General features: G+C 65.8%; 18 protein-coding genes. 8 read left to right on the top strand and 10 right to left on the bottom strand.

Translation table 11 applies throughout. The features are described 5' to 3' along the window. The first annotated feature begins 19 nt into the window (after window positions 1-19). Together ATJ93_RS04475 and ATJ93_RS04470 are read left to right on the top strand one after the other, a co-directional pair. A complete protein-coding gene (locus ATJ93_RS04475; protein ID WP_120243401.1) occupies window positions 20-2,977 on the top strand; it encodes a YegP family protein in 2,958 nt (985 codons plus the stop codon). Between the two features lie 80 nt (window positions 2,978-3,057). Next, the gene (locus ATJ93_RS04470; protein ID WP_120243400.1) at window positions 3,058-3,834 is read left to right on the top strand and encodes a 4-phosphopantoate--beta-alanine ligase; all 777 of its coding nucleotides are present in this window, start codon (window positions 3,058-3,060) and stop codon (window positions 3,832-3,834) included. A 120-nt stretch (window positions 3,835-3,954) separates the two neighbouring features. Here the strand turns inward: ATJ93_RS04470 and ATJ93_RS04465 are convergent, their stop codons facing one another. From ATJ93_RS04465 to ATJ93_RS04455, 3 genes are all read right to left on the bottom strand, one after another. After that, window positions 3,955-5,505, bottom strand: coding sequence for a sensor histidine kinase (locus ATJ93_RS04465; RefSeq protein ID WP_120243399.1), 1,551 nt, complete (start codon window positions 5,503-5,505; stop codon window positions 3,955-3,957). Between the two features lie 129 nt (window positions 5,506-5,634). Further along, window positions 5,635-6,633: an arsenic resistance protein gene (locus ATJ93_RS04460; protein WP_120243398.1), complete on the bottom strand. Its 999-nt coding sequence runs from the start codon at window positions 6,631-6,633 to the stop codon at window positions 5,635-5,637. A gap of 253 nt (window positions 6,634-6,886) precedes the next feature. After that, the gene (locus ATJ93_RS04455) at window positions 6,887-7,531 is read right to left on the bottom strand and encodes a hypothetical protein (RefSeq protein WP_120243397.1); all 645 of its coding nucleotides are present in this window, start codon (window positions 7,529-7,531) and stop codon (window positions 6,887-6,889) included. 114 nt (window positions 7,532-7,645) lie between these two features. On the opposite strand from ATJ93_RS04455, the gene ATJ93_RS04450 reads away from it, so the two are divergent. Together ATJ93_RS04450 and ATJ93_RS04445 are read left to right on the top strand one after the other, a co-directional pair. After that, the gene (locus ATJ93_RS04450; RefSeq protein ID WP_013880001.1) at window positions 7,646-7,840 is read left to right on the top strand and encodes a hypothetical protein; all 195 of its coding nucleotides are present in this window, start codon (window positions 7,646-7,648) and stop codon (window positions 7,838-7,840) included. An 88-nt stretch (window positions 7,841-7,928) separates the two neighbouring features. Further along, entirely contained in the window at window positions 7,929-8,930 is a 1,002-nt protein-coding gene (locus ATJ93_RS04445) for a tyrosine--tRNA ligase (protein WP_120243396.1), read from the top strand. 6 nt (window positions 8,931-8,936) lie between these two features. Here ATJ93_RS04445 and ATJ93_RS23495 read toward each other — a convergent pair whose 3' ends face one another. After that, window positions 8,937-9,107, bottom strand: coding sequence for a hypothetical protein (locus ATJ93_RS23495; RefSeq protein ID WP_170155514.1), 171 nt, complete (start codon window positions 9,105-9,107; stop codon window positions 8,937-8,939). Window positions 9,108-9,279: 172 nt separating this feature from the next. On the opposite strand from ATJ93_RS23495, the gene ATJ93_RS04440 reads away from it, so the two are divergent. Further along, a complete protein-coding gene (locus ATJ93_RS04440) occupies window positions 9,280-10,221 on the top strand; it encodes a biotin--[acetyl-CoA-carboxylase] ligase (RefSeq protein WP_120243395.1) in 942 nt (313 codons plus the stop codon). A gap of 404 nt (window positions 10,222-10,625) precedes the next feature. On the opposite strand, the gene ATJ93_RS04430 is transcribed toward ATJ93_RS04440, so the two are convergent. The 6 genes from ATJ93_RS04430 to ATJ93_RS04405 all read right to left on the bottom strand — a co-directional run bounded on the left by ATJ93_RS04430 (window position 10,626) and on the right by ATJ93_RS04405 (window position 17,440). After that, window positions 10,626-11,102: a universal stress protein gene (locus ATJ93_RS04430; protein ID WP_120243393.1), complete on the bottom strand. Its 477-nt coding sequence runs from the start codon at window positions 11,100-11,102 to the stop codon at window positions 10,626-10,628. 111 nt (window positions 11,103-11,213) lie between these two features. Next, window positions 11,214-11,636: a nucleoside 2-deoxyribosyltransferase gene (locus ATJ93_RS04425; protein WP_120243392.1), complete on the bottom strand. Its 423-nt coding sequence runs from the start codon at window positions 11,634-11,636 to the stop codon at window positions 11,214-11,216. Between the two features lie 52 nt (window positions 11,637-11,688). After that, a complete protein-coding gene (locus ATJ93_RS04420) occupies window positions 11,689-12,375 on the bottom strand; it encodes an HD domain-containing protein (RefSeq protein WP_120243391.1) in 687 nt (228 codons plus the stop codon). A 79-nt stretch (window positions 12,376-12,454) separates the two neighbouring features. Then, complete coding sequence (locus ATJ93_RS04415; protein ID WP_120243390.1) at window positions 12,455-13,492, bottom strand: amidohydrolase family protein; 1,038 nt, start codon at window positions 13,490-13,492, stop codon at window positions 12,455-12,457. A 177-nt stretch (window positions 13,493-13,669) separates the two neighbouring features. Beyond that, window positions 13,670-14,881 carry an MFS transporter gene (locus ATJ93_RS04410; RefSeq protein WP_120243389.1) on the bottom strand — a complete coding sequence of 404 codons (1,212 nt, stop codon included), beginning with the start codon at window positions 14,879-14,881 and terminating at the stop codon, window positions 13,670-13,672. Window positions 14,882-14,995: 114 nt separating this feature from the next. Beyond that, window positions 14,996-17,440 (bottom strand): cbb3-type cytochrome c oxidase subunit I, encoded by a 2,445-nt coding sequence (locus tag ATJ93_RS04405; RefSeq protein WP_120243388.1) that lies wholly within the window; start codon window positions 17,438-17,440, stop codon window positions 14,996-14,998. A gap of 259 nt (window positions 17,441-17,699) precedes the next feature. Here ATJ93_RS04405 and hisC point away from each other — a divergent pair, with 259 nt between their 5' ends. Genes hisC through ATJ93_RS04390 form a run of 3 tightly spaced genes read left to right on the top strand, consistent with a single transcriptional unit; the run spans window position 17,700 to window position 19,998 of the window. Beyond that, window positions 17,700-18,854, top strand: a complete 1,155-nt coding sequence (gene hisC / locus ATJ93_RS04400) for a histidinol-phosphate transaminase (protein ID WP_120243387.1) — start codon at window positions 17,700-17,702, stop codon at window positions 18,852-18,854. Beyond that, window positions 18,851-19,387 carry an adenylate kinase family protein gene (locus ATJ93_RS04395; protein ID WP_120243386.1) on the top strand — a complete coding sequence of 179 codons (537 nt, stop codon included), beginning with the start codon at window positions 18,851-18,853 and terminating at the stop codon, window positions 19,385-19,387. Before hisC ends, ATJ93_RS04395 begins: the two co-directional genes overlap by 4 nt. After that, window positions 19,384-19,998: a CDP-alcohol phosphatidyltransferase family protein gene (locus tag ATJ93_RS04390; protein WP_120243385.1), complete on the top strand. Its 615-nt coding sequence runs from the start codon at window positions 19,384-19,386 to the stop codon at window positions 19,996-19,998. The genes ATJ93_RS04395 and ATJ93_RS04390 overlap by 4 nt, the downstream gene beginning before the upstream one ends. Window positions 19,999-20,054 lie beyond the last annotated feature (56 nt).

Below are 20,054 nucleotides of genomic sequence, written 5' to 3'. Positions count from 1 at the left end.
TATGTACTCGAATTTACGAATGTCATTCAGCAGTGAACTTCACCGAAGCCTGTTTCGGCTGTACGAACACTACGTCGGGGAACCGGATTCGGGAAAGGACGTCTACGGCTACTGGCTGTTCATTCTCGGGTACATCATCGGGGCGGCCGGTGTCATCGCGTTCGTCGTCGGCTACGCCGGCAGCTTCGGAGAAGAACCGATAATCAGGGTCACGGGCGTCGCAGCGGCGGCGGGACTGGCGATCTGTCTGTTCGGGATCGGACTGATGTTGCCGGTGCGCAGACGCGGCATTCAGGCCAGCGTCGTCGGGTTGTTCGTCGCGCTCGTCGGCGTCGCGGCGTTCGGCGTCGTCTACCCGGACAACTGGCGCCACCTCGGGATGGGGCTCGACGTCGAGGTCATCAGCGTCTACACGACGGGCATCGCGATTATCACCGGCGTGACGGCGCTCGTCCCCGTGCTCACCGGGCAGAAGGGGCTGTTCGTCGAGGAGGAAGGGACGACCGAAGACCCGCCGATTCTCACCGGCGACGCGCTCGAGGACGCGCAGTTCGCCGTCTTCCGGGACGAGCAGGGCGACTGGAAGTGGAACGTCCTGCACCGGGAAGCGCTGGCGACGAGCGAGGGAAGCGCCCCAACGCGGCCGGACGCGCGGGAAGGAATCGAACGCGTCAAGTCCCAGATCAGCTCCGCGGGACTGTTAGAGCTGACGACGTCGGCGTTCCGGCTCTACGAGGATCGGGACGGCACCTGGCAGTGGACGCTCGCACGCGAGGACGGCAGCGTCGTGGGAACCTGCGACCGCGAGTTCGACGACCGCGACGGCGCCGAGGAGTCCGTCAGCTTCCTGAAAGACCGCGGGCCCGACGCGGACATCATCGAAATCGAAGGGGCCGCGTTCACCTACACCGAGGAACGAGACCGCTGGTACTGGCAACTGGTCGACGACGAGCACACGGTGCTGGCGACGAGCGACCGCGGCCACGACGATCAGGCGAGCGCCGAGGAAGCCGCCCGCACGTTCGCCGAACGGTTCGAACAGGCCCGCGTACTGGACGTCGAACACTTCGGCGTCGAACTCCGCGAAGCCGACGCCGGCGACGGCTGGACGTGGCGCTTCGTCGACGAGACGGATACCGTCATCGCGACCGCAGCGGACACCGCCGAGACGCGCCGCGGGGCCGAGGAAGCCGCCGAAACGCTGCTCGCCGAACTCAGTTCGGCATCCGTGACGGTTTCCGGCGACCCCACCTACGAACAGTACACGTCCGACGACGAGTGGCAGTGGCGGCTCGTCGATGAATCCGAACACGTCGTCGCCCGTGGTCCCGAGAGCTACGCCGACCACGGCGAGACGACCCGCGAAACCGAACAGTTCGCCGAGAACGCCCGCGACGCCGACGTCGTCGAAATCGACGATGCGGCCTACGAAGTGTATCCCGCCTCGGAGCTCCCGACCACGCCGTCGTCGTCCGACGGCGACGATCTGCCGGTCCTCGAGGAGCCGGCGGCAACGGACGGCGGAACGGCGACCCCGGACGGGGCCGACCCCGACGGCAACGGCGCCGCGACGCAGGACTGGCACTGGCGGCTCGTCACCGACGATCGCGAGGTCGTCGCCGCGAGCACCGAACCCCACGCCGACGCCGAAACCGCGACGGCGGCGATCGAACGCGTCCGCGAACAGGCCAGCGAGGCCGACCTCATCGAGTTCGAGGAGGCGGCCTTCCAGGTCTACGAGGCCGACTCCGGCGAGTGGCGCTGGCGGCTCATCGACGAGGACGGCAACGTCCTCGCGGACAGCGGCGAGGAACACGCGAGCCGCAGCGAGGCCGCCGAGGCCATGATGACGCTCAAAGAGCAGGCCCCCGACGCCGAACTCCTCGAGATCGAGACCGCCGCGTTCGAGCTGTTCGTCGACGAGAACGACGAGTGGGGCTGGCGGCTTATCGACGAAGGCGGCAAACTCGTCGCCGAGGATCCCGCGACGCATCCGACCCGCGACGCCGCTCGCGAGGCGATGAACCGCCTGCTCGAGCACCTCGAGTCCGAGGTGCGGACGATGGACGACGCGATCTTCCAGCCCTACGCCGACGAGGAGTGGCACTGGCGGTTCGTGCTGCCGTCGGGCGACACGGTCGCGGTCGACGCCGACGGCGCGGCGACGCGGGACGAACTCCGCGATCGGCTGGAAAGCGTCCGCGACGCCGCCGCGTCGGCCCAGCGCTGTACGATCGGCGACGTGACGGTGCAACTCTACGACGCCGGCACCGGCGACTGGAGCTGGCGGCTGCTCGATCGCGACCGCGAGGAACTCGCCGACGCGACGGTAACCTACGATGGCCGCGAGACCGCGCTCGGCCGGGTCTCTGCCCTGACCGAACGTGCGGACGCTGCGCCGATCTTCGCGATCGAGGACGCGGTGATCCGCGTCCAACGCGACAGCAACGGCGGCGAGGCGGCCAGCGGCGCCCGAACCGACGCCTGGCGCTGGGATCTCGTCGACGCGGACCGAAACGTGCTCGCGAGTGCAGCCGGCACCGCACCGACGAAAGAAGAGCTGCTGTCGACGATCGATGAAGTCAAACAACTCGCACCCATGGCCGGCCGCGTCGACTTCGACGTCGCCTCGTTCGAACTCATCGCCGACGAGGACGACCGCTGGTCTTGGCGGCTGCTCGACGAGGACGGCCGGCCGGTCGCGACCGGCACCGAGACCTACGAGTCGAACGCAGCCGCCCGCGAGGGACTCGAGCAGGTTCGGGACCTGATCGAGGCCGCGAGCATCCTCGAGATCGACAGCGTCTCCTTCGAGCTACACCGGGACGAGGACGGCTGGGTGTGGCGGCTGGTCGACGAGTACGGCTCGCGGATGGCCGAGAGCACGCAGACCTACGAGAGTCGGACGGCGGCCCGCGAGGCCATGAACGACGTGAAGTCCCACGCGCCGGACGGGTGGATCACCTTCACGGAGTAAGGCACTCGCGGGACGATTCGAAACGGACGACGAACGGGCAATCAGTCGACTTTTTTAGCAGCCGACCCGAGACACCGGCCGTGAGCGACTACGACACCGTCTCGGCCGACGTCGACGAGGAGGAGGAGATTCCGGAGGACCACCCGCGGTACCAGGACCTGCTCACTCGCCACCGGATCGAGAAGGGCGTCGAGAAGGGAATTACGCACCTCCAGGGGATGCACGCCGAGGGCCGGGGCAGCGCCTTCGACTACCTGCTCGGCGAGGAGACGATTCCGAGCGCCGATGAGGCCGAACGCGCCGCCGCCGCGCACCTGCTACTTGCCGACCGTCCCGTGCTCTCGATCAACGGCAACGTCGCCGCCCTCGTGCCCGGCGAGATGGTCGAACTCGCCGACGCCACCGGTGCCGACCTCGAGGTCAACCTCTTCAACCGCACCGAGGAGCGACTCGAGGCCATCGCCGACCACCTGCGCGAGCACGGCGCCGAGGACGTGAAGGGGCTCGAGGCCGACGCGCGCATCCCCAATCTCGACCACCAGCGCGCGAAGGTCGATGAGGACGGTATCTACGCGGCCGACGTGGTGCTCGTGCCGCTCGAGGACGGCGACCGCGCGGAGGCGCTCGAGGAGATGGGCAAGACGGAGATCGTGATCGACCTGAATCCCCTTTCGCGCTCGCCGCAGGTCGCAGACGTGCCGATCGTCGACAACATCATCCGCGCCGTGCCGAACATGACCGCACACGCGCGGGACCTCGCGGACGCCGACGAGGACGAACTGCGGGCGATCGTCGAGGCGTTCGACCGGGAGCGGGCGCTCGAGGCGGCGGAAGAGCGGATTCGGAACGGGCTGTGAATCGGCTGCGACTCCAACGACAGCCGAGGGACGGTCACGGAAGGAACTCCGGAGACTCCGTCGCCCGTGAATCGAGCGGTTTGATTCGAGAAAGCGGGGCGAGCACTCAGTACGGATACTCTACGTCGCGGAATCAGTCACTGCTGGGAGTGTGAACGAGAACGTCGATCCCTCATCAGGTTCGGAGTCGACCCATATCTCCCCATCGTGACGCTCGACGATACGTTCACAGACTGCAAGGCCAATTCCTGTGCCTGCATAGTCACCGTCTCCGTGTAATCCCTCGAAGACCTCGAATATCTGTTCTTGATCGTCGGGATCGATGCCGATTCCGTGGTCAGTGACGGAGACGACCCACGTGTCGCCGTTCCGTTCGGCAGAGACGCGTACCTGCGGCGCCTCCTCACCACTATACTCGATCGCATTAGACAACAGATTTTGGACCAGTTGGCGCAACTGGTCTGCATCCCCTTTCACGCGAGGGAGCCGGTCGCTGGTTATTTCGGCCCCACTCTCTTCGATCTGTACCCGTAAGTCTTCACGGACGTCGTCGAAAACGGTGTCAAGATCGACCGGCTCGAACTCGCCGCCCATCGTTTCGATTCGGGAATACTGGAGCAGTCCGTCGATCATCGAGCGCATGCGCTCGGCCCCGTCCAGCGCGTACTCGAAGAGTTCCTCGCCCTCCTCGTCGAGTTTCTCTCCGTATCGGCGTTCGATGAGCTGGAGGTAGGTCGACACCATCCGCAGCGGTTCCTGCAAGTCGTGGGAGGCGGCGTAGGCGAATTGCTCTAAGCGTTCGTTCGATTCCTCGAGGTCGGCGACTAACTGTTCGAGTTTCTCCTCGTGCTGCTTGCGCTCGGTGATGTCCTGGGACATCGCTAAGATGGCGTACACGTCGCCGTCGTCGGTTAGCGGATGCGTATGGAACTCGAATACGCGTCCCTGCATCGTCAACTCGAACGAGGTCGGCTCGCCGGCGAGTGTTGCGCGATAGTGCGATTCGATAGTTTCTAGAATTTCGCCTGAATACACTTCTTGAACCCTTTCTCCTTGGAGATCTGCGGCACCGAAATCGACTGATTCGAAGCCCTGACCGCCGACAATTGTATGGCGTAACTCGTCGTCCAAAAGCGCGACCGCACCGTTCGGGAAGTTCTCCGTGAGCGTTCGGTATCGTTGCTCAGATTCTTCGAGTCGAGTAACGGTTTCCTCGAGTTCTGCCTGCGTCTCCTGTAGCTCCCGGTTCCGCTGTTTGAGGGTAAACGTCCGTGTTTTGGCCCGTGCATCATGCCTACCTGCGCCAGTGCCGGCGATGGCAGCAAGCGCCGGTAGGATGAGGAAGTTGTGGGCAGGATCGTTCAGATCGGCAACGAGTCCGATGAAGACGAGAATTGCGACCATCACTCCGACTGCGCGGAAACACCAACTGGCGACGGTATCGAAGAATTCGGGCCGGATATCGGTCTGTGGCAGGCGATAGCCAACATAGAAGAGCGTGATTCCAGCCCCGCCGACCAGGATAGAAACGATCAGTTCCTCCTCGAGTGGTGTCGGTCTCGGGAGTCTTACAAACGGCCACAGGACACTCAGTACAATATACACGCTTCCAAGGCCCAAGATAGCGCGCCGCCCGCCGATGTTCGAAAGAATGCTAATCACGGGCTTCATCGCTCGTCGAGAACAGCGCCAGCCAGTTATGATTGCTGAACTACCGTCTCGGGGGTAATATCGCCGACAAGTTCGGATCGAAACGAGCCCAGTTCGCACTTTGTTCCGCAAATGCAAAGACTGTGACAACTACGAGTATCGCTCGAGTAGGGTCGACGGCTCGAGCGGCCACCAGTCGCGGTTCCTGACGGCTATGTGGATCTGTGCGATCACGCCTAACAGCGGCAGCTCAAGCAGCGGACCGATGACTAGGGCCAGCGGGATCAACGGCTCGTCCGGGAAGGCGACGACCGCGATAGCCAATGCGGTCGGCGAGTTCCGCGAGAGGATCGTATTGTTGAAACAGACCAGCTCGTCGTAGGAGAACGACAGGAGGCGGCCGACGCCGAACCCGACGGCGAGGTTGATCGCGTAGAAGCCGATCACGGGGACCGCGAGCAGCGCGAGCAGTTCCGGGCGCTCGAGGACGACCTCGCCCTGCGAGGCGAACATCGCGCCGATAGCGAAACAGAGGCTGGCGATCTGCAGCGGACTCAGCTTCGGAAGGACGCGTTGTCGGAACCACTCTTTGCTCCGCCGCCGGAACAGCACCCACCGCACGCCACCCGCCAGCGCGAGCGGCACGACCAGCACGAGCGCGACGCTCTCGAGTAACACGCCGAGCGGGAGCTCGACGAGTTCGCCCGCGAACGCGTAGAGGTAGACCGGCAGGAGGATCAGTTGGAGCACGAGGTTGTACGGCAACAACGAGGTCGCCAGCGGCACGTTCCCGTCCGCGATGTCGGTGAAAATCAGGTACCAGTCGGTACAGGGCGTGACCAGCAGCATAAGTAGGCCGACCCAGAGCGCGGGATGATCACGGAGGAAGACCGCGCCGAGGCCAAGCGCCACCAGCGGGTTCCAGACGAAGTTGACCAGCAGGCTCGAGCCGACGACGCGCCGGTTGCCGAACGCCGCGCGCAACTGCGAGAGCGGAATCGCGGTGAATGCGGCGAACAGCATCACCATCAGGATCGGGAGGAGCAGGGCGTCCGCGACGGCGGGAACGCCGGGGAGTTGACCGACTGCAAGTCCGCCGAGGATCGCGGCGAAGACGAGGAACGACTGGTACTTCTCCACGAGATCCATTCGGGAGGGCGTTGGCGTACGACGGCCGTAAGCCTGCGGATCCGCGGGGGACGGATCGAAGCACCCGCTCCTCGGACAGATTGTGATATTATCGACCGTTAATAAACCGATTATCGATATCACGAATCGGTCTGCGGTGATGACTCGCCGAGCTACTTCCCGTCACTTCGTATCGAATGTAAGTTGGTGACGGTGGTATTACCGGAATGGCAGCTATCGGCCTTGCTCGAGCCGAATTCTCGTCCGTCGTTTCTCACCGCTCGACGATCGAAGCGGAGAGATCGTCGTTCCCAGTTCGGTCGATTTCGAGCGAGACGTCCTCGAGTAGGGGCACTCGGTCCTCGACCGTTGCGATCACGTCCTCGAGCCGGTAGTACGACAGCGAGAGGGCTTCGCTCGCGCGCCGGGAGAACGAACTGTCGATCTCGTAGGGGACTTCGGTGCCGGCGAGTTCGTCGCGGCCGTAGCTGGTGAGCCAGCGGCGGGCCAGTTGGACGCCGATTTCGGCGTCGTACCCGCGAGCGATGTAGTGTTTGTAGGGGTGGCGGATCCAGGAGTACTCCCAGTGGGCGTAGACGTCCACGCCGGTCCCGTCCTCGAGCGCGTGGAGCACGATGTGCAACTGGCCGTCGGCCAGCGGCGACGGCCGCCACACCCACGACCCTTCGGAGGTATTGCCGTCGACTCGGACCTTCAGGGAGGCGATCGGATTACGTGAAAAGCCGATCTCGTCGAGGATTTCCTCGAGGCGCTGCTCCTGACAGTGGGCGGTCAGCGCGTACTCCTCGGCGGTGGTGTGGCTGACGGCGTAGCCGCCGAAGGAGCCCCGAAGGAGGTAGTGGAGCTGCGGGAGGAGGCTCCGACGGACGGCGTTGATCAGGTCCTCCGAGTCGAGCATCGATCGGTCGCTACGCGAGAGGTTCAAATGAGCCTTCGGCAGGCAGTCACGCGCCGACATCGATACCGGCGCCAGTGACAACAGTTATTCATATTCGGATTGAACGAACCGACGATGCCATCGCTCGAGCCACCGTGTCTGCGATCGGAGCACGCATCGAAAGGAGCGGCCAAGGGAGCGAAAGTCGGCGGCAAGGTCGGCGGCCTCGCTGGCCCGGCCGGCGGCGCGGTCGGCGCCGGCGTCGGGGCTGCGACCGGCTACCTCGCGGGGACGGCCCGCGACCGGGTCGACTCGCTGACGCCGTTCTGAGATCGGCCGGCGCGAGTGTGAGACCGTCCAGTATACTACCGTCGTTCAAGAAGTCATAAATCCGTCCGCTGATTCCAGTCAAACAGCAATGGATGCATACGACCTGATCACCCGCAACGCCGAGGAGGTCGTGACCGACGAGGAGGTGCGCGAACTCGCCGAGGACCCAGAGGGCAAGCGCGCCTACGTCGGCTACGAGCCCTCCGGCGTGCTCCACCTGGGGCACCTGCTGACGGCGAACAAGCTCATCGACCTCCAGGAGGCCGGCATGGAGGTCGTCGTCCTGCTCGCGGACGTCCACGCATACTTGAACGACAAGGGCACGTTCGAGGAGATTCGGGAGACCGCCGAGCAGATGAAGGCTCAGTTCATCGCCTACGGGCTCGAGGAGGACCAGACGGAGTTCGTCTACGGCTCGGAGTTCCAGCTCGACGAGGAGTACGTGCTCGACCTGCACGAACTCGAGGTCTCGACGACGCTCAACCGCGCCCAGCGCGCGATGGCCGAGATTCAGGGCGGCGAGACCGCGAAGGTGAGCCACGTCGTCTACCCGCTGATGCAGACGCTTGACATCGAGTACCTCGATCTGGATCTGGCCGTCGGCGGCTTAGACCAGCGCAAGGTCCACATGCTCGCCCGCGAGGAACTCCCCGAACTGGGCTACGACGTCCGGCCGGCGCTGCACACGCCCATCGTCGCCGACCTCACCAGCGGCGAGGGGAAGATGTCCTCGAGCGAGGGCGTTACCATCTCGATGGAGGACTCGACCGAAGAGCTCGAGGAGAAGGTCAACTCCGCCTACTGTCCCCCGACCCGCGATCCGGAGCCGGACGAGGACGGCAACGAGCGCAAGAACCCCGTCCTCGAACTCTTCGAGTACCACGTCTTTCCGCGCTTCGAGGAGATTACGGTCGAGCGCCCCGAGAAGTACGGCGGGGACCTGACCTACGAGGCGTACGAGAGCCTCGCCGAGGATCTCGAGTCCGGCGAGCTTCACCCCGCGGACGCCAAAGGCACGCTCGCGACCTATCTCGACGAACTGATCGCGCCGGGTCGGGAGAAGCTGCGCGAACTGCGAGCGGAAGAATAACCGACGTCAGAATTCGACCGCGCCGATCCACTGTTCGTCGCCGCACCTGCGGCACTCGAACGTCGTCTCGTACTCGCGACACCGGTCGTGGATTCCCCTGCCGCACGTCTCGCAGACGGTCACTTGGTCCGTTTCGATGCGTTCCCCGCAGGTCGTACAGATCGTGCCGAGTTTCATGATTGTGTCACCTGCCACCGGTCCGCGTCTCCCCCCAGTTCGGGGCTCCGACGAGCATCCGTAAAAGCCTATAGACCGGCCAGTTGACGGACCAGTCGTCCGGAATGGAAGTCGCTCTCGTGACCGCCAGCAACCCCGCCGATTGAAGTACACGCGCTCCCCTCCCACCCCTATGAACGAGACGCGACGAGCCATTCTCGAGGCGATCGCGGACGGTCCGGTCTCGGGACCCGACCTGGCCGAGTCGCTCGAGGTCTCGCGGGCGGCCGTCTGGAAGCACGTCGACGAGCTACGGGACGCCGGCTTCGATATCGACAGCGGCCCTGCGGGCTACGAACTCGTGGGAGTGCCCGAGTTCGGCGGCGAGGCAGTCGAGTACGGGCTCGAGGCGCCGTTTTCCGTCGAATATCACGACGCGATCGGGAGTACGAACAGCCGCGCGCGGGAACTGGCCGTCGACGGCGCCGAAGACGTCGTCGTCCTCGCGGACGAGCAAACGGGCGGCCGCGGCCGCCTCGAGCGCGAGTGGGCGGCGCCGTCCGGCGGGGTCTGGCTGAGCGTCGTCGACCGGCCGGCGATCGCGCCGTCGCGGGCGCCGCTGTATACGCTTGCGATCTCGGTGGCGACCGCGACGGCGGCCCGCGAGGCGGGCGTCGACGCCCGGATCAAGTGGCCCAACGACGTGGTCGTCCCCGTCGGCGAGGAGGGCGACTACCGCAAACTCTCGGGGATCCTAACGGAGATGGAGGGCGAAACGGACCGCGTCGAGTGGATCGTCGTCGGGCCCGGCATCAACGCGAACATCGACGTCGACGCCTTACCGGAAGGCGCGACCAGCATTCGCGAGGAAGCAGGCGACGTCGATCGCCGCCGGTTCGTCCAGCGGCTGCTCGAGGAGTTCGACAACCTCCGAACCGATCTCGAGTCGGTCGTCCCCGCCTGGCGCGACCTCGCGCTGACGCTCGGCCAGCGCGTGCGGGTCGATCGGCCGTCCGGCGAGGTCGTCGGCGACGCCGTCGATATTACTGAAACGGGCGCGCTCGTGCTCGAGACGGACGACGGCGAGCGAGTGACGGTCTCGGCGGGCGACTGCGAACACTTGCGACCGGTCTAATCGTAGTCGATGGCCGGTTTCTTTGCTCACAGGGGTGTCAAAACAAAAATTTCAACTGGAGTCTGTATTAGGTTTGTAATATGTCACATAGTCCGCCACGGCGGGAACTCCCCGCTGGAGTCGGTGCTGGAGTCGCTATTATCCTGGTCGGGATTCTCGCCTACGCTTTCATAACAGCGAATATCCTCCTCGGAGTGTTCGTTGCGGTTGGTATCGGGAGTGCCGTCTATCTCCTACATCTGTTTCATCGATTGGTTGTTGCCGTCGAGGAAATAGCGTTCAAGTTGTAGGCGGTCCCGTCCAGTTCGTCTTTTAGTCTAGCTGTACACACGATCATTTGCAAGAAACACGGTGATTCTCGTTCCGACCCGGTTCCAGCAGCCAGCGGCCCGCCCTGAATCCGGTTACTCGACGGCGACCTGTGGCTCCCCTTCGGCCTCCTTCGGGGCGTCGGGATCGACCTGCACCGTCAGTACCGGGACGTCACAGCGCCGGACGACCCGCTCGGTGACGCTGCCCAGCAGCAGTCGGTCGATGCCGCCGCGGCCGTGGGTACCCATCACGACGAGGTCGCACTCGCCCGGCGAGGCCTCCTGGACGATGACGCGGCTGGGCGATCCCTCGAGAACCTTCGTTTCCACGTCGATATCCTCGGGTGCGAGTTCCTCGACGCGCTCGACGGCCGACCGGCCCTCCTCGCGGAGCGCGTCGCTGATCCCCTCCCACGCGGTCTCCATCGGCAGCCCCCCGTAGCCGGCCGCGTTGACGACGTAGACCGCCCGGATCGTCGCGTCGTGGGCTCGCGCGAGATCGAACGCGTACTCGAGGGCGCGTTCGACCTCCGGCGATCCGTCGGTCGGAACGAGAATGCAATCGTACATGGAATATGATAACGATTCACACTCCATCTATAATAACGTTGTCGTGGCGCGGACGGAACGTCTCTCGGTGTGACAGGAGCGAGGGCGCGTAGCGCGACCCCGTGGTCCAAGTTACTGATACGACGTCAGGAACGCCTCGAGCGCGTCCCCCACGTCGTCCGGCCGCTGGTACTCGACGAGTTCGACGGCGTCGTTTCCGCGAATCATCGCGGACAGCTCGTGCTCCGCGTCCGGTCGGTAGAGGCAGAGTACGGGTTTTTCCCACGCGACCGCGCGGCCGACCTCGTAGCCGACGCCGAGGCTCGGCGTGGTGACCTCGGCGACGACGGCGTCGGCCTGCCGGAGCCAGGCGACGTCCTGATCGTGGATGTCGCCGTCGGTGAGCCCCGCTTCCGCCTCCTTCTCCTCGACGTCCTCGGTGCCGACGTGTTCGGTGAGGACCGTCCCGTGGCGCTCGAGGAGGTCGATGAGGTCGGCGTACAGGTCGACGTCGTCGCGGCCGCCGCGGATGGAGCCGCTGAAGAAGATATCCATAGGCTGGCGTCCGGACTCGAGCGGTATTACTGTGACTTTCTCGACTTCCGAATTACCGGGTCGGGTCCCCCTCGAGTTCGCGCTGGAACTGTACGAAGAACTGCTCTACGAACTGCCACCGTGACTCACCGACGTGGCGAGCGGGCGACGTGTATAGCGCGTCCAGCCGCTCTCGCGCCCACTCCTGGAGGAGAGTAACATCGGGTTGCCCCGACGGCTCCGCGTCGACCACTGCGGTCGCTGCGGCGTCGACATCGTCGATCACCGCGTACGCGTCGCCCGTTCGGCCCGATCGCTCGCCGACGATACAGGCGAGTCGAACGATGCCGCGTGCGCCGACGGCGTCCAGTTTATCCGCGTCGAAGAGCAGTTTCGCCTCGAGCGTCTCCGGCTCCGGGGAGGACGGTCGGATACTGTGGGCGCGGATACAGCGTTCGACGGCCGCGATCCGGTCGGCCGAGACGTCTTCGACCTCGCGCTCGAGCAGCGCTTTCGCCTCCGTAGCGCCCCACGCGGCGTGGTCGTCGATCTCGCCGGTTCGTTCGAGCGGCCGGCCGACGTCGTGGAACCATGCGGCGGCGGCGAGTACCGCTCGGTCGATGGACTGCTCGCACTCGTCCGCCAGTCCCAGTGCCACGTTGTGAACGCGTGCGGCGTGGAACCGATCGTGCGCCGGGAGGGCGTCCGCGTAGTAGGGCAGTGCCAGCGCTCGGGCGCGAGGACCCAACTCCTGCGTCATGATGGGAAAGTAACATCTCTGTCGGATAGGTACTGTGACTTCGCTATCCGAGGGCGCTCAATCGGATCGTCGAACAACCCTACGCCGATTCGGGCTCGAGCACGGTTTCTTTCACGTCGTCGACGCCGGCCCGGCGGACGACCGCCCGGACGGGGTCGCGCGCCCCCGCGAGGTTGTTCGTGTCGCCGTCCAGCACCAGCAGGCGGGCCTCCTTCCCGGGCTCGAGTACGCCGTAGTCGAGGCCGGCGATTTCGGCGCCGTTGACGGTGGCCATCCGCAGGATTTCGTCGGCCGTCAGATCGGAGAGTTTCGCGAGGAACTCCATCTCCCGGAACATCGACGGCGAGTTGAGCATCACGTTGTCCGTCCCGAGCGCCAGCGTCGTGCGCTCGTTGAGTTCCGAATAGGGGGAGAGCCCGACGTTCGTGACGAGGTTCGAGCGCGGACAGACGACGATCGGCACCGGGTTGTCCTCGATGCGCTCGAGGTGGACCGGCTGCGGGTGGACCATGTGGACGAGGAAGTCCGGATCGAGGTCCAGCGCGGGGTTGATGTCGCTCTCGTCGACCTCGCCGGCGTGGATGCCGAAGGGTTTGCCGGCCTCGCGGGTGGCGGCGCGCTCCTCGTCGAAGTTCGCGTCGTTCGCGCCGCTGGCGCCGAACCCGTCGCCCGCTTCCATCGCCTCGACCGAGCCGCGGGCGAGCGACAGCGCGTCGATCGGGAGGCCGTCTTGGGCCTCTTCGAGCATCTCGACGCCCTCGACGTCGCCCTCGCGGAAGTCCAGACAGGCCGCCGTCCCGCTCCGTTGCATGAACCGCAGCGAGGTCCGCATCGCGGAGACCAGTTCCTCGCGATCGGCGTCCCGCAGCAGGCGGTGCTTGAGCCCGTCCGGCGGCGCGACGAGTTCCTCGAGGGAGAGCCCACGACCGGCCTCCTTCGCGATCGAATCCCCGATGTGGGTGTGGGCGTTGATAAAGGCCGGGAGGATGATGTCGGCGCCGTCGACCGACGCCTCCTCGATAGCCTCGATACGACCGTCCTCGTCGACGACCAGTCGGCCCTCGACGGGCTCGAACTCGCTGCCGCGGAGGATCGTCCCCGTGTACTCCGTCGCCATACGCGAGTGTTCGCGGGCAGTCCCTTCAACGGTTCGGGGTCGGACCAGACGTGGGCTCGGACCCGGACTCGAGCGCCGAGGCCGACCGGCGTTTTAACTCTGAACGACGGGGGTCGGATGGGCCCTCGAGTCACCGACTGCCGGCGCGTCGAGCCGCGGTGTTTCACGTCGATCCGCCTACGAATCGAGCGCCCGCAGCGCAGTCCCGGCCAGCACGACCACGAGCGCACCGGCTGCGAGGATCGCGAGTCCGGGTCCGAACGATCCCGTCGCGTCCCGCAGGAAGCCGATCAGCACCGGCCCGAAGAAGCCGCCGATCTCGCCGACGGCGAAGATGAAGCTCACCGCGGTGCCGGTCAGTCGCGGCCCGATTCCGTCGAGATCTGGCGGAATCGCGCGGACGAGCGGCGAGACGCCGCCGGTGCCGACGCCGGTCGCGACGATCCCGGCGACCGCCAGCGCGCTCGTCCCGCCGACGATCACGCCCGTGACGCCGAGACAGGCGAGGGCGCCGCAGCCCGTCAGCGCGAGCCGACGCGTTCCGAACCGGTCGGCGAGTTCGGGAACCGAGAGGATGCCGACGACGTAGGCGCCGATGAGGAGGCTCGTCGCCCGGCCCGCCAGACCCGCTGAGAGACCGCGCGACTCGAGGATCGTCGGGAGCCACCCCTGCATGCCGTGGTTGAGCAGCAGGTACATCGTCCCGATCACGACGACCAGTTGCAGTTCGCGGTGGGTAAGCACCAGCCGGAGGTCGGTGGTGATCGACTCGAGGGCGAAGGATTCGTCGGCTGCGGTGTCGTCCAGCCGAGTCCGACGGACGAGAGCGAGCCAGGCGAGTCCGTAGCCGATCGCGACGAGGCCGCTCCAGAAAAACAGCGGTCGCCAGCCGCCGAGCGCCGGGCCGAGGATCGGGCGTCCGACGCCGAAGACGAGCGCGGAGCCGGACGATGCGCCGACGAGGTAGATCGCCGACGGACGGCCGGTCTCGGCGGGCGGAAACAGGATGGAGACGAGTTTCGGAAGGCCGAAGGTGATCGTCGTCGCGCCGACGCCGATCAGGATCGTACAGGAAAGCAGCGAGGGAAAGTCGGGCGCGACGCTCCGGCCGATCTGTCCCGTCCCGTAGACTAACACCCCAGCCCCGAGGATCCGTCCGGGGCCGATTCGATCGACCGCGAGCCCGGTGGCCAGCGCGAGCGGGATGTAGGTCAGCGGCACCGCCCCGGTCAGCACGCCGGCTTGGGTTCCCGTCAATCCGACGTCGTCGATGATCGTCGAGAGGTACGCCGGCAGCGAGAACCAGACGAACATGAGCAGGAGGTAGCTCATCGTCCCGGCGACGACGAGCGCGTAGGCGCGGCGAGACGACTGCGGGTAGCGTTCCATTCGGGCGCAGGGTAGGCGACTCGAGGGAGAAAACGGACGCGATGCGGCAGCATCGGCTGCTAGTAGCGCGCGCCGACACCCGTGAACCGTGAGCGAACGGGGAGGGCCCCGTCGCTACATCAGGTAGAACAGCGGGAACAGGAACACCCACACGATGTCGACGAAGTGCCAGTAGAGCCCGAAGAACTCCACCGGCCGGTGGTCCTCGAGGTAGGCGTCGACGGACGCGACTCGGTAGATCATGAAGCCGGCGATGAGCAGCCCGAAGATGACGTGCAGCGCGTGCAAGCCGGTCGTCACGAAGTAGACCGAGTAGTGGAGGTCGGTAAACCAGTAGATGCCGTGAGAGAACTCGTAGTTCCACTCCCAGCCCTTGATGCCGAGGAACGTGAACCCGAGCAGCAGCGTCGCACCGAGCGCGGTGAGGAGCCCGCGCTTGTTCTCGCGTTCGGCCATGACGAGCGCGAGGACCACCGTGAAACTCGAGGTCAACAGGACGTAGGTGTTGACGAGCCCGACCGTCGACGACGGCGGCACGATCTCCCAGTTCCCCCACCCGGAGTGGAGTCGCATGAAGATGAACGCGCCGATGGCGCCGCCGAAGACGATCACGTCCGAGGCGAGGAAGAACCAGACGCCGAGTTTCGTGGTTCCGACCCCGCCGAACGGCCAGCGTTCGGCGATAGCCATCTCGGGCGCGTTGAACCGTTCGCGGCCGTACTCGAACAGCGTGTAGCCGAGGACCGCCACGCCGAGGATCGCGATCAGCGGATAGACGATGTTCGGCTCGGACCCGGTCCCGGGGACGCTGTGGCCGCGCGCTTCGGCGAAGTTAACGAGATACGGCGTGATCCCCGAGAGGCCCAAAAAGAGGACGAAGACGCCGACGCCGATGCCGAACGGCCAGATGCTCGCGTGGTCGGCGTGTTGTTCCTGCTCGACGTCCGCCGTCACGACGCCGCCGTCTGCGGCCGTGTCATCGACGAACTCGAGGCGACCGCTGCTGTAGGAGGGGCGGCCGTCCCAGTTCTCGAGCGGCGGCGGCGAGGGGATCGCCCACTCGGCCGTCCGGGAGAACTTCCAGGGATTGTCCGGCGCCGCAGGGCCGGTAAACCAACTCTTTCCGAGCGTGTAGAACGTAAGCAGGAACGAGAGCGCGAAGACGAACGCGCCGATCGTCGCGGACTGGTGGTAGATCTGGTAGCTTTCGGGGTACTCGAAGACGCGGCGGGGCGTCTCCCAGGCGAGGAACATCGGGAAGTACAGCAGGTTGAAGCCGACGAAATAGACCGCGAAGCTGAGTTTACCCAGCGTTTCGTCGTACATCTTGCCGCTCAACTTCGGCCACCAGTAGTAGAGCCCGCCGATGAGGGCCGTGACGCCCGAGACCATCACGTAGTGGAAGTGCGCGACGACCCAGTAGGTGCCGCGGAACTCGTAGTCGAGCACGACCGCCCCGAGGAAGACCCCGGTAATCCCCCCGAGGATAAAGAGGACGAGTGCCCCCATGGCGTACAGGAACGGCGTCGTGAACCGCACGCGACCCTTGACCATGGTATAGATCAGCGAGAAGACCATCAGGTCGAAGGGGAGCGAGATCCCGATGGTCGTCGCCATGTAGAGCGTCTTGATCTCGAGGTTGATGGTCGTCAGGAACATGTGGTGCATCCAGACCAAGAAGGACTGGACGGCCACCAGCACCATCGCGATGATGACCCACTTGCGGCCCACGAGCCGCCGCCCGGTGAACGTCTGGAACGTCTCGAACATGATCCCCAGCGCGGGGAAGAAGACGATGTAGACCTCCGGATGGCCGAAGAACCAGAACAGGTGCGCCCACAGGAGACTCGAGCCTTCGTCGGTGACCATGTACTGCGTGAGCAGCAGGCGATCGCTCAGTTGGAGCAACAGAGCGGCGAGCAGCGCGGAGAACGCGAACAGCATCATCCAGACGGTCAGCAGCCAGGACCAGGTGAAAAGCGGCATGTTCCAGAGGCCGAGCCCCTCCGCCCGCGAGCGGTGAATCGTCGTGAGGAAGTTTACCGTCCCGATGGTGACCGAGAGGACGAACAGGATCAGCCCGAGGATGGCCGCGTTGCCGCCGGTTGCTGCTTCCATCGCCGTCGTGTACATCGGGACGTTCAGCGGCGCGTACATCGTCCAGCCGCCGGCGAACGTGTGGCCCTGGAAGTACGAAATCGCAAACAGCACGCCCGAAAAGAGGTAGAACCAGTAGCTCATCGCGTTCAGCCGCGGGAACGCGAGATCCTTCGCCCCGATCTGTAGCGGAACGAAGTAGTTCGCGAAGCCGGTCGCGATCGGCGAGAGGAACCAGAACACCATCAGCAATCCGTGGCTCGTCACGGCCTGGTTGTACTCCATGCCGTCCAGAATCCCGAGTCCGCCGGGCTGCCAGAGTTGGACGCGGAACAGCAGCGCCATGATGCCGCCGAACAGCAGGAAGAACAGCGCCGTCACCAGATAGAGGATGCCGACGTCCTTGTGGTTGGTCGTGACTAGCCACCGCTTGATCGTCGTTCGTGGGGGAAGATCGCTCATTTGTCCGTCGGTTCAGGTCGTTCGGTTGATCGTGGTCGTTCGCCACTCTGCGTGAATCCGGACGGCAGTTCGATGGTTCCGGATGGTACCGTCCGCCACAGCGTCATGGAGTTCTCTCACTGCTGCCGGTAAGAATGTGTCCAGCGCATATGCAAGGCGCCCGGCGGTGTCTCGAGAGCGGTCAGGGCCACCGATCGACGCCACAACCGCGCCGGGACAGGTAAGCACGCTTAAGAGCCGCGACGGACTGGGTTGGCGTATGCAACCGCGCGACCTGTCCGATCATATCGCTTACGAGGCGGGTCGAGGCATCGAGGAGGTCGCCCGGGAACTCGGCCGGGACCCCTCGGAGTTCGTCAAACTCGCCTCGAACGAGAACCCGCACGGGCCATCGCCCGCGGCCGCCGTCGCCATCCGCGAGACGGCCTCGAGCGTAAGCTCCTATCCGAAGGCCGCCCACGCCGATCTGACGGCGGCGATCGCGGACCGCTGGGACGTCACCGACGAGCAGGTCTGGCTCGCCAACGGCGGCGACGGGGCGCTCGACTACCTCCACCGGGCGATGATCGAGCCCGGCGACGCCGTCCTCGTGCCCGACCCGGGCTTTGCCTACTACGGAATGAGTTCCCGGTACCACCACGGCGACGTCCGCGAGTACGAACTCTCGAAGGCCGACGACTTCGCCCAGGACGCCGACACCGTCCTCGAGTACTACGACGGCGACCGGGATCGAATCGTCTTCCTGACCAGCCCGCACAACCCGTCGGGTTCGACGATTCCGCTCGGAGAAGTCGAACGCCTCGCCGACGAGACGAGCGACGAGACGCTGCTCGTCGTCGACGAGGCCTACGGCGAGTTCGCCGACCGAGATAGCGCCCTCGCGCTGATCGAGGGCCGGGACGGGTTCGAGGCTCGCGACGATATCGCCGTCCTGCGGACGTTCTCGAAGGCCTACGGATTGGCCGGCGTGCGACTCGGCTACGCCGTCGTCCCCGAGGCGTGGGCCGACGCCTACGCCCGCGTGAATACGCCCTTCGCCGCCAGCGAGATCGCCTGTCGTGCCGGGCTGGCCGCCATCGACGACGCAGAACACGTCGAGCGGACCGTCGAGACGGCCCGCGACTCCCGCGCGTACATGCGCGAGCACATCGACGCCCACGTCTGGGAGAGCGAGGGCAACTTCGTCCTCGTCGAGGTCGGTGACGCCGCCGCGGTCGCCGAGGCAATGCAGGAACGGGGGGTCATCGTCCGCGACTGCTCGAGTTTCGGCCTGCCGGGCTGTATCCGCATCACCTGCGGCACCGAAGACGAGACCGAGCGGGCCGTTGAAACGCTCAACGAGGTCCTCGCGGAGTTGGACATCGAACCGGACGCCGACGGCGCGAGCACCGAAGCGGAGGTGCCCGACACGTGAGGCTCGCCGTCACCGGCACGCCCGGCACCGGGAAGACGACCGCGACGGAACTGCTCGAGGAGCGACTCGCCGACGACGACTCGCTGCCCGACCTCGAGGTAATCCACCTCAACCGGGTTCTCGAGGACGAGGAGCTGTACACCGAGGTCGATGCGGATCGGGAGAGCAAGATCGCCGACCTCGACGCGCTCGCCGACTGGCTCGAGGGCCGGGACGAGGCCGTGATCGAATCCCACCTCGCGCACCACTTCGAAGCCGACCGCGTGGCCGTCCTGCGGTGTGCGCCGGCGACGCTCGAGGAGCGCCTCCTCGAGCGGGGCGAAACCGAGGCCAAGGCCCGCGAGAACGCCGAGAGCGAGGCGCTCGACGTCATCCTCTCGGAGGCCGCCGACCAGCACGGCCTCGAGTCGGTCTACGAGATCGACACGACCGACCGCGAGCCCGAAGACGTGGCGGACGCGCTCGAGGCGGTCGTCACCGGGGACCGCGAGCCGAGCGCCGGCGAGGTCGACTTCGTGGGGTATCTCGGATGACGCTCGATCAGCTCCGCCCGTACGTATCGCGGTTTCTGGACCCGTTCGTGCGGGGCTTCGACCGCATCGGCCTGACGCCCGACGGGGTGAGCGTCATCGCGTTCGGAATGGCGGTCCTGGCCGCCGTCGCCTTCTTCCTGGGCGGGCACGCGTCGCCGGTCTGGTACGTCGTCGCGGCGGTGCTGGTCTTCCTGAACGGCTGGCTGGACATCGTCGACGGCGCGCTCGCCCGCGAGCAGGAGCGCGCGTCCGCGGCGGGGGACCTGCTGGATCACGTCCTCGATCGCTACGCCGACATCGTCGTCATCGCCGGGCTCGCCGCAGGCATCGAGAACTACTTGCTCGGCTTCCTCGCGGTTACGGGCGTCGTCATGACCTCGTACCTGGGGACGCAGGCCCAGGCGGTCGGCCTCGACCGCGTCTACGGCGGCCTCGTCGGTCGCGCGGACCGGCTGGCGATCATCGGGATCGTCGGCTTTCTCGCCTACCCGCTCGAGGGCGCGGACCCCGCCGGGCTCACGATCGTCGGGTGGCTGCTGGTCTTCCTCGCCGTCGTGGGCCACCTGACCGCCGTCCAGCGGTTCGCCTACTCCTGGTCGGCGCTCGACTGAGCGGCCCCGGGATCGCGATTGCGGTCCACGCGGGGCCGCGCCGCCGTTTTTTCGAG

The organism is Halopiger aswanensis (assembly GCF_003610195.1).
GTDB classification, from domain to species: Archaea; Halobacteriota; Halobacteria; order Halobacteriales; family Natrialbaceae; genus Halopiger; species Halopiger aswanensis.
Note: the sequence above shows the minus strand (reverse complement) of the source record. Positions and strands in the feature narration are given on the sequence as shown.

Excerpts from the sequence above, each read along its gene's own strand:
- ATJ93_RS04475 (WP_120243401.1), top strand. The coding sequence starts at position 20 with ATGTCATTCAGCAGTGAACTTCACCGAAGCCTGTTTCGGCTGTACGAA.
- ATJ93_RS04465 (WP_120243399.1), bottom strand. The coding sequence starts at position 5,505 with ATGAAGCCCGTGATTAGCATTCTTTCGAACATCGGCGGGCGGCGCGCT.
- ATJ93_RS04460 (WP_120243398.1), bottom strand. The coding sequence starts at position 6,633 with ATGGATCTCGTGGAGAAGTACCAGTCGTTCCTCGTCTTCGCCGCGATC.
- ATJ93_RS04455 (WP_120243397.1), bottom strand. The coding sequence starts at position 7,531 with ATGCTCGACTCGGAGGACCTGATCAACGCCGTCCGTCGGAGCCTCCTC.
- ATJ93_RS04450 (WP_013880001.1), top strand. The coding sequence starts at position 7,646 with ATGCCATCGCTCGAGCCACCGTGTCTGCGATCGGAGCACGCATCGAAA.
- ATJ93_RS04445 (WP_120243396.1), top strand. The coding sequence starts at position 7,929 with ATGGATGCATACGACCTGATCACCCGCAACGCCGAGGAGGTCGTGACC.
- ATJ93_RS23495 (WP_170155514.1), bottom strand. The coding sequence starts at position 9,107 with ATGAAACTCGGCACGATCTGTACGACCTGCGGGGAACGCATCGAAACG.
- ATJ93_RS04440 (WP_120243395.1), top strand. The coding sequence starts at position 9,280 with ATGAACGAGACGCGACGAGCCATTCTCGAGGCGATCGCGGACGGTCCG.
- ATJ93_RS04430 (WP_120243393.1), bottom strand. The coding sequence starts at position 11,102 with ATGTACGATTGCATTCTCGTTCCGACCGACGGATCGCCGGAGGTCGAA.
- ATJ93_RS04425 (WP_120243392.1), bottom strand. The coding sequence starts at position 11,636 with ATGGATATCTTCTTCAGCGGCTCCATCCGCGGCGGCCGCGACGACGTC.
- ATJ93_RS04420 (WP_120243391.1), bottom strand. The coding sequence starts at position 12,375 with ATGACGCAGGAGTTGGGTCCTCGCGCCCGAGCGCTGGCACTGCCCTAC.
- ATJ93_RS04415 (WP_120243390.1), bottom strand. The coding sequence starts at position 13,492 with ATGGCGACGGAGTACACGGGGACGATCCTCCGCGGCAGCGAGTTCGAG.
- ATJ93_RS04410 (WP_120243389.1), bottom strand. The coding sequence starts at position 14,881 with ATGGAACGCTACCCGCAGTCGTCTCGCCGCGCCTACGCGCTCGTCGTC.
- ATJ93_RS04405 (WP_120243388.1), bottom strand. The coding sequence starts at position 17,440 with ATGAGCGATCTTCCCCCACGAACGACGATCAAGCGGTGGCTAGTCACG.
- hisC (WP_120243387.1), top strand. The coding sequence starts at position 17,700 with ATGCAACCGCGCGACCTGTCCGATCATATCGCTTACGAGGCGGGTCGA.
- ATJ93_RS04390 (WP_120243385.1), top strand. The coding sequence starts at position 19,384 with ATGACGCTCGATCAGCTCCGCCCGTACGTATCGCGGTTTCTGGACCCG.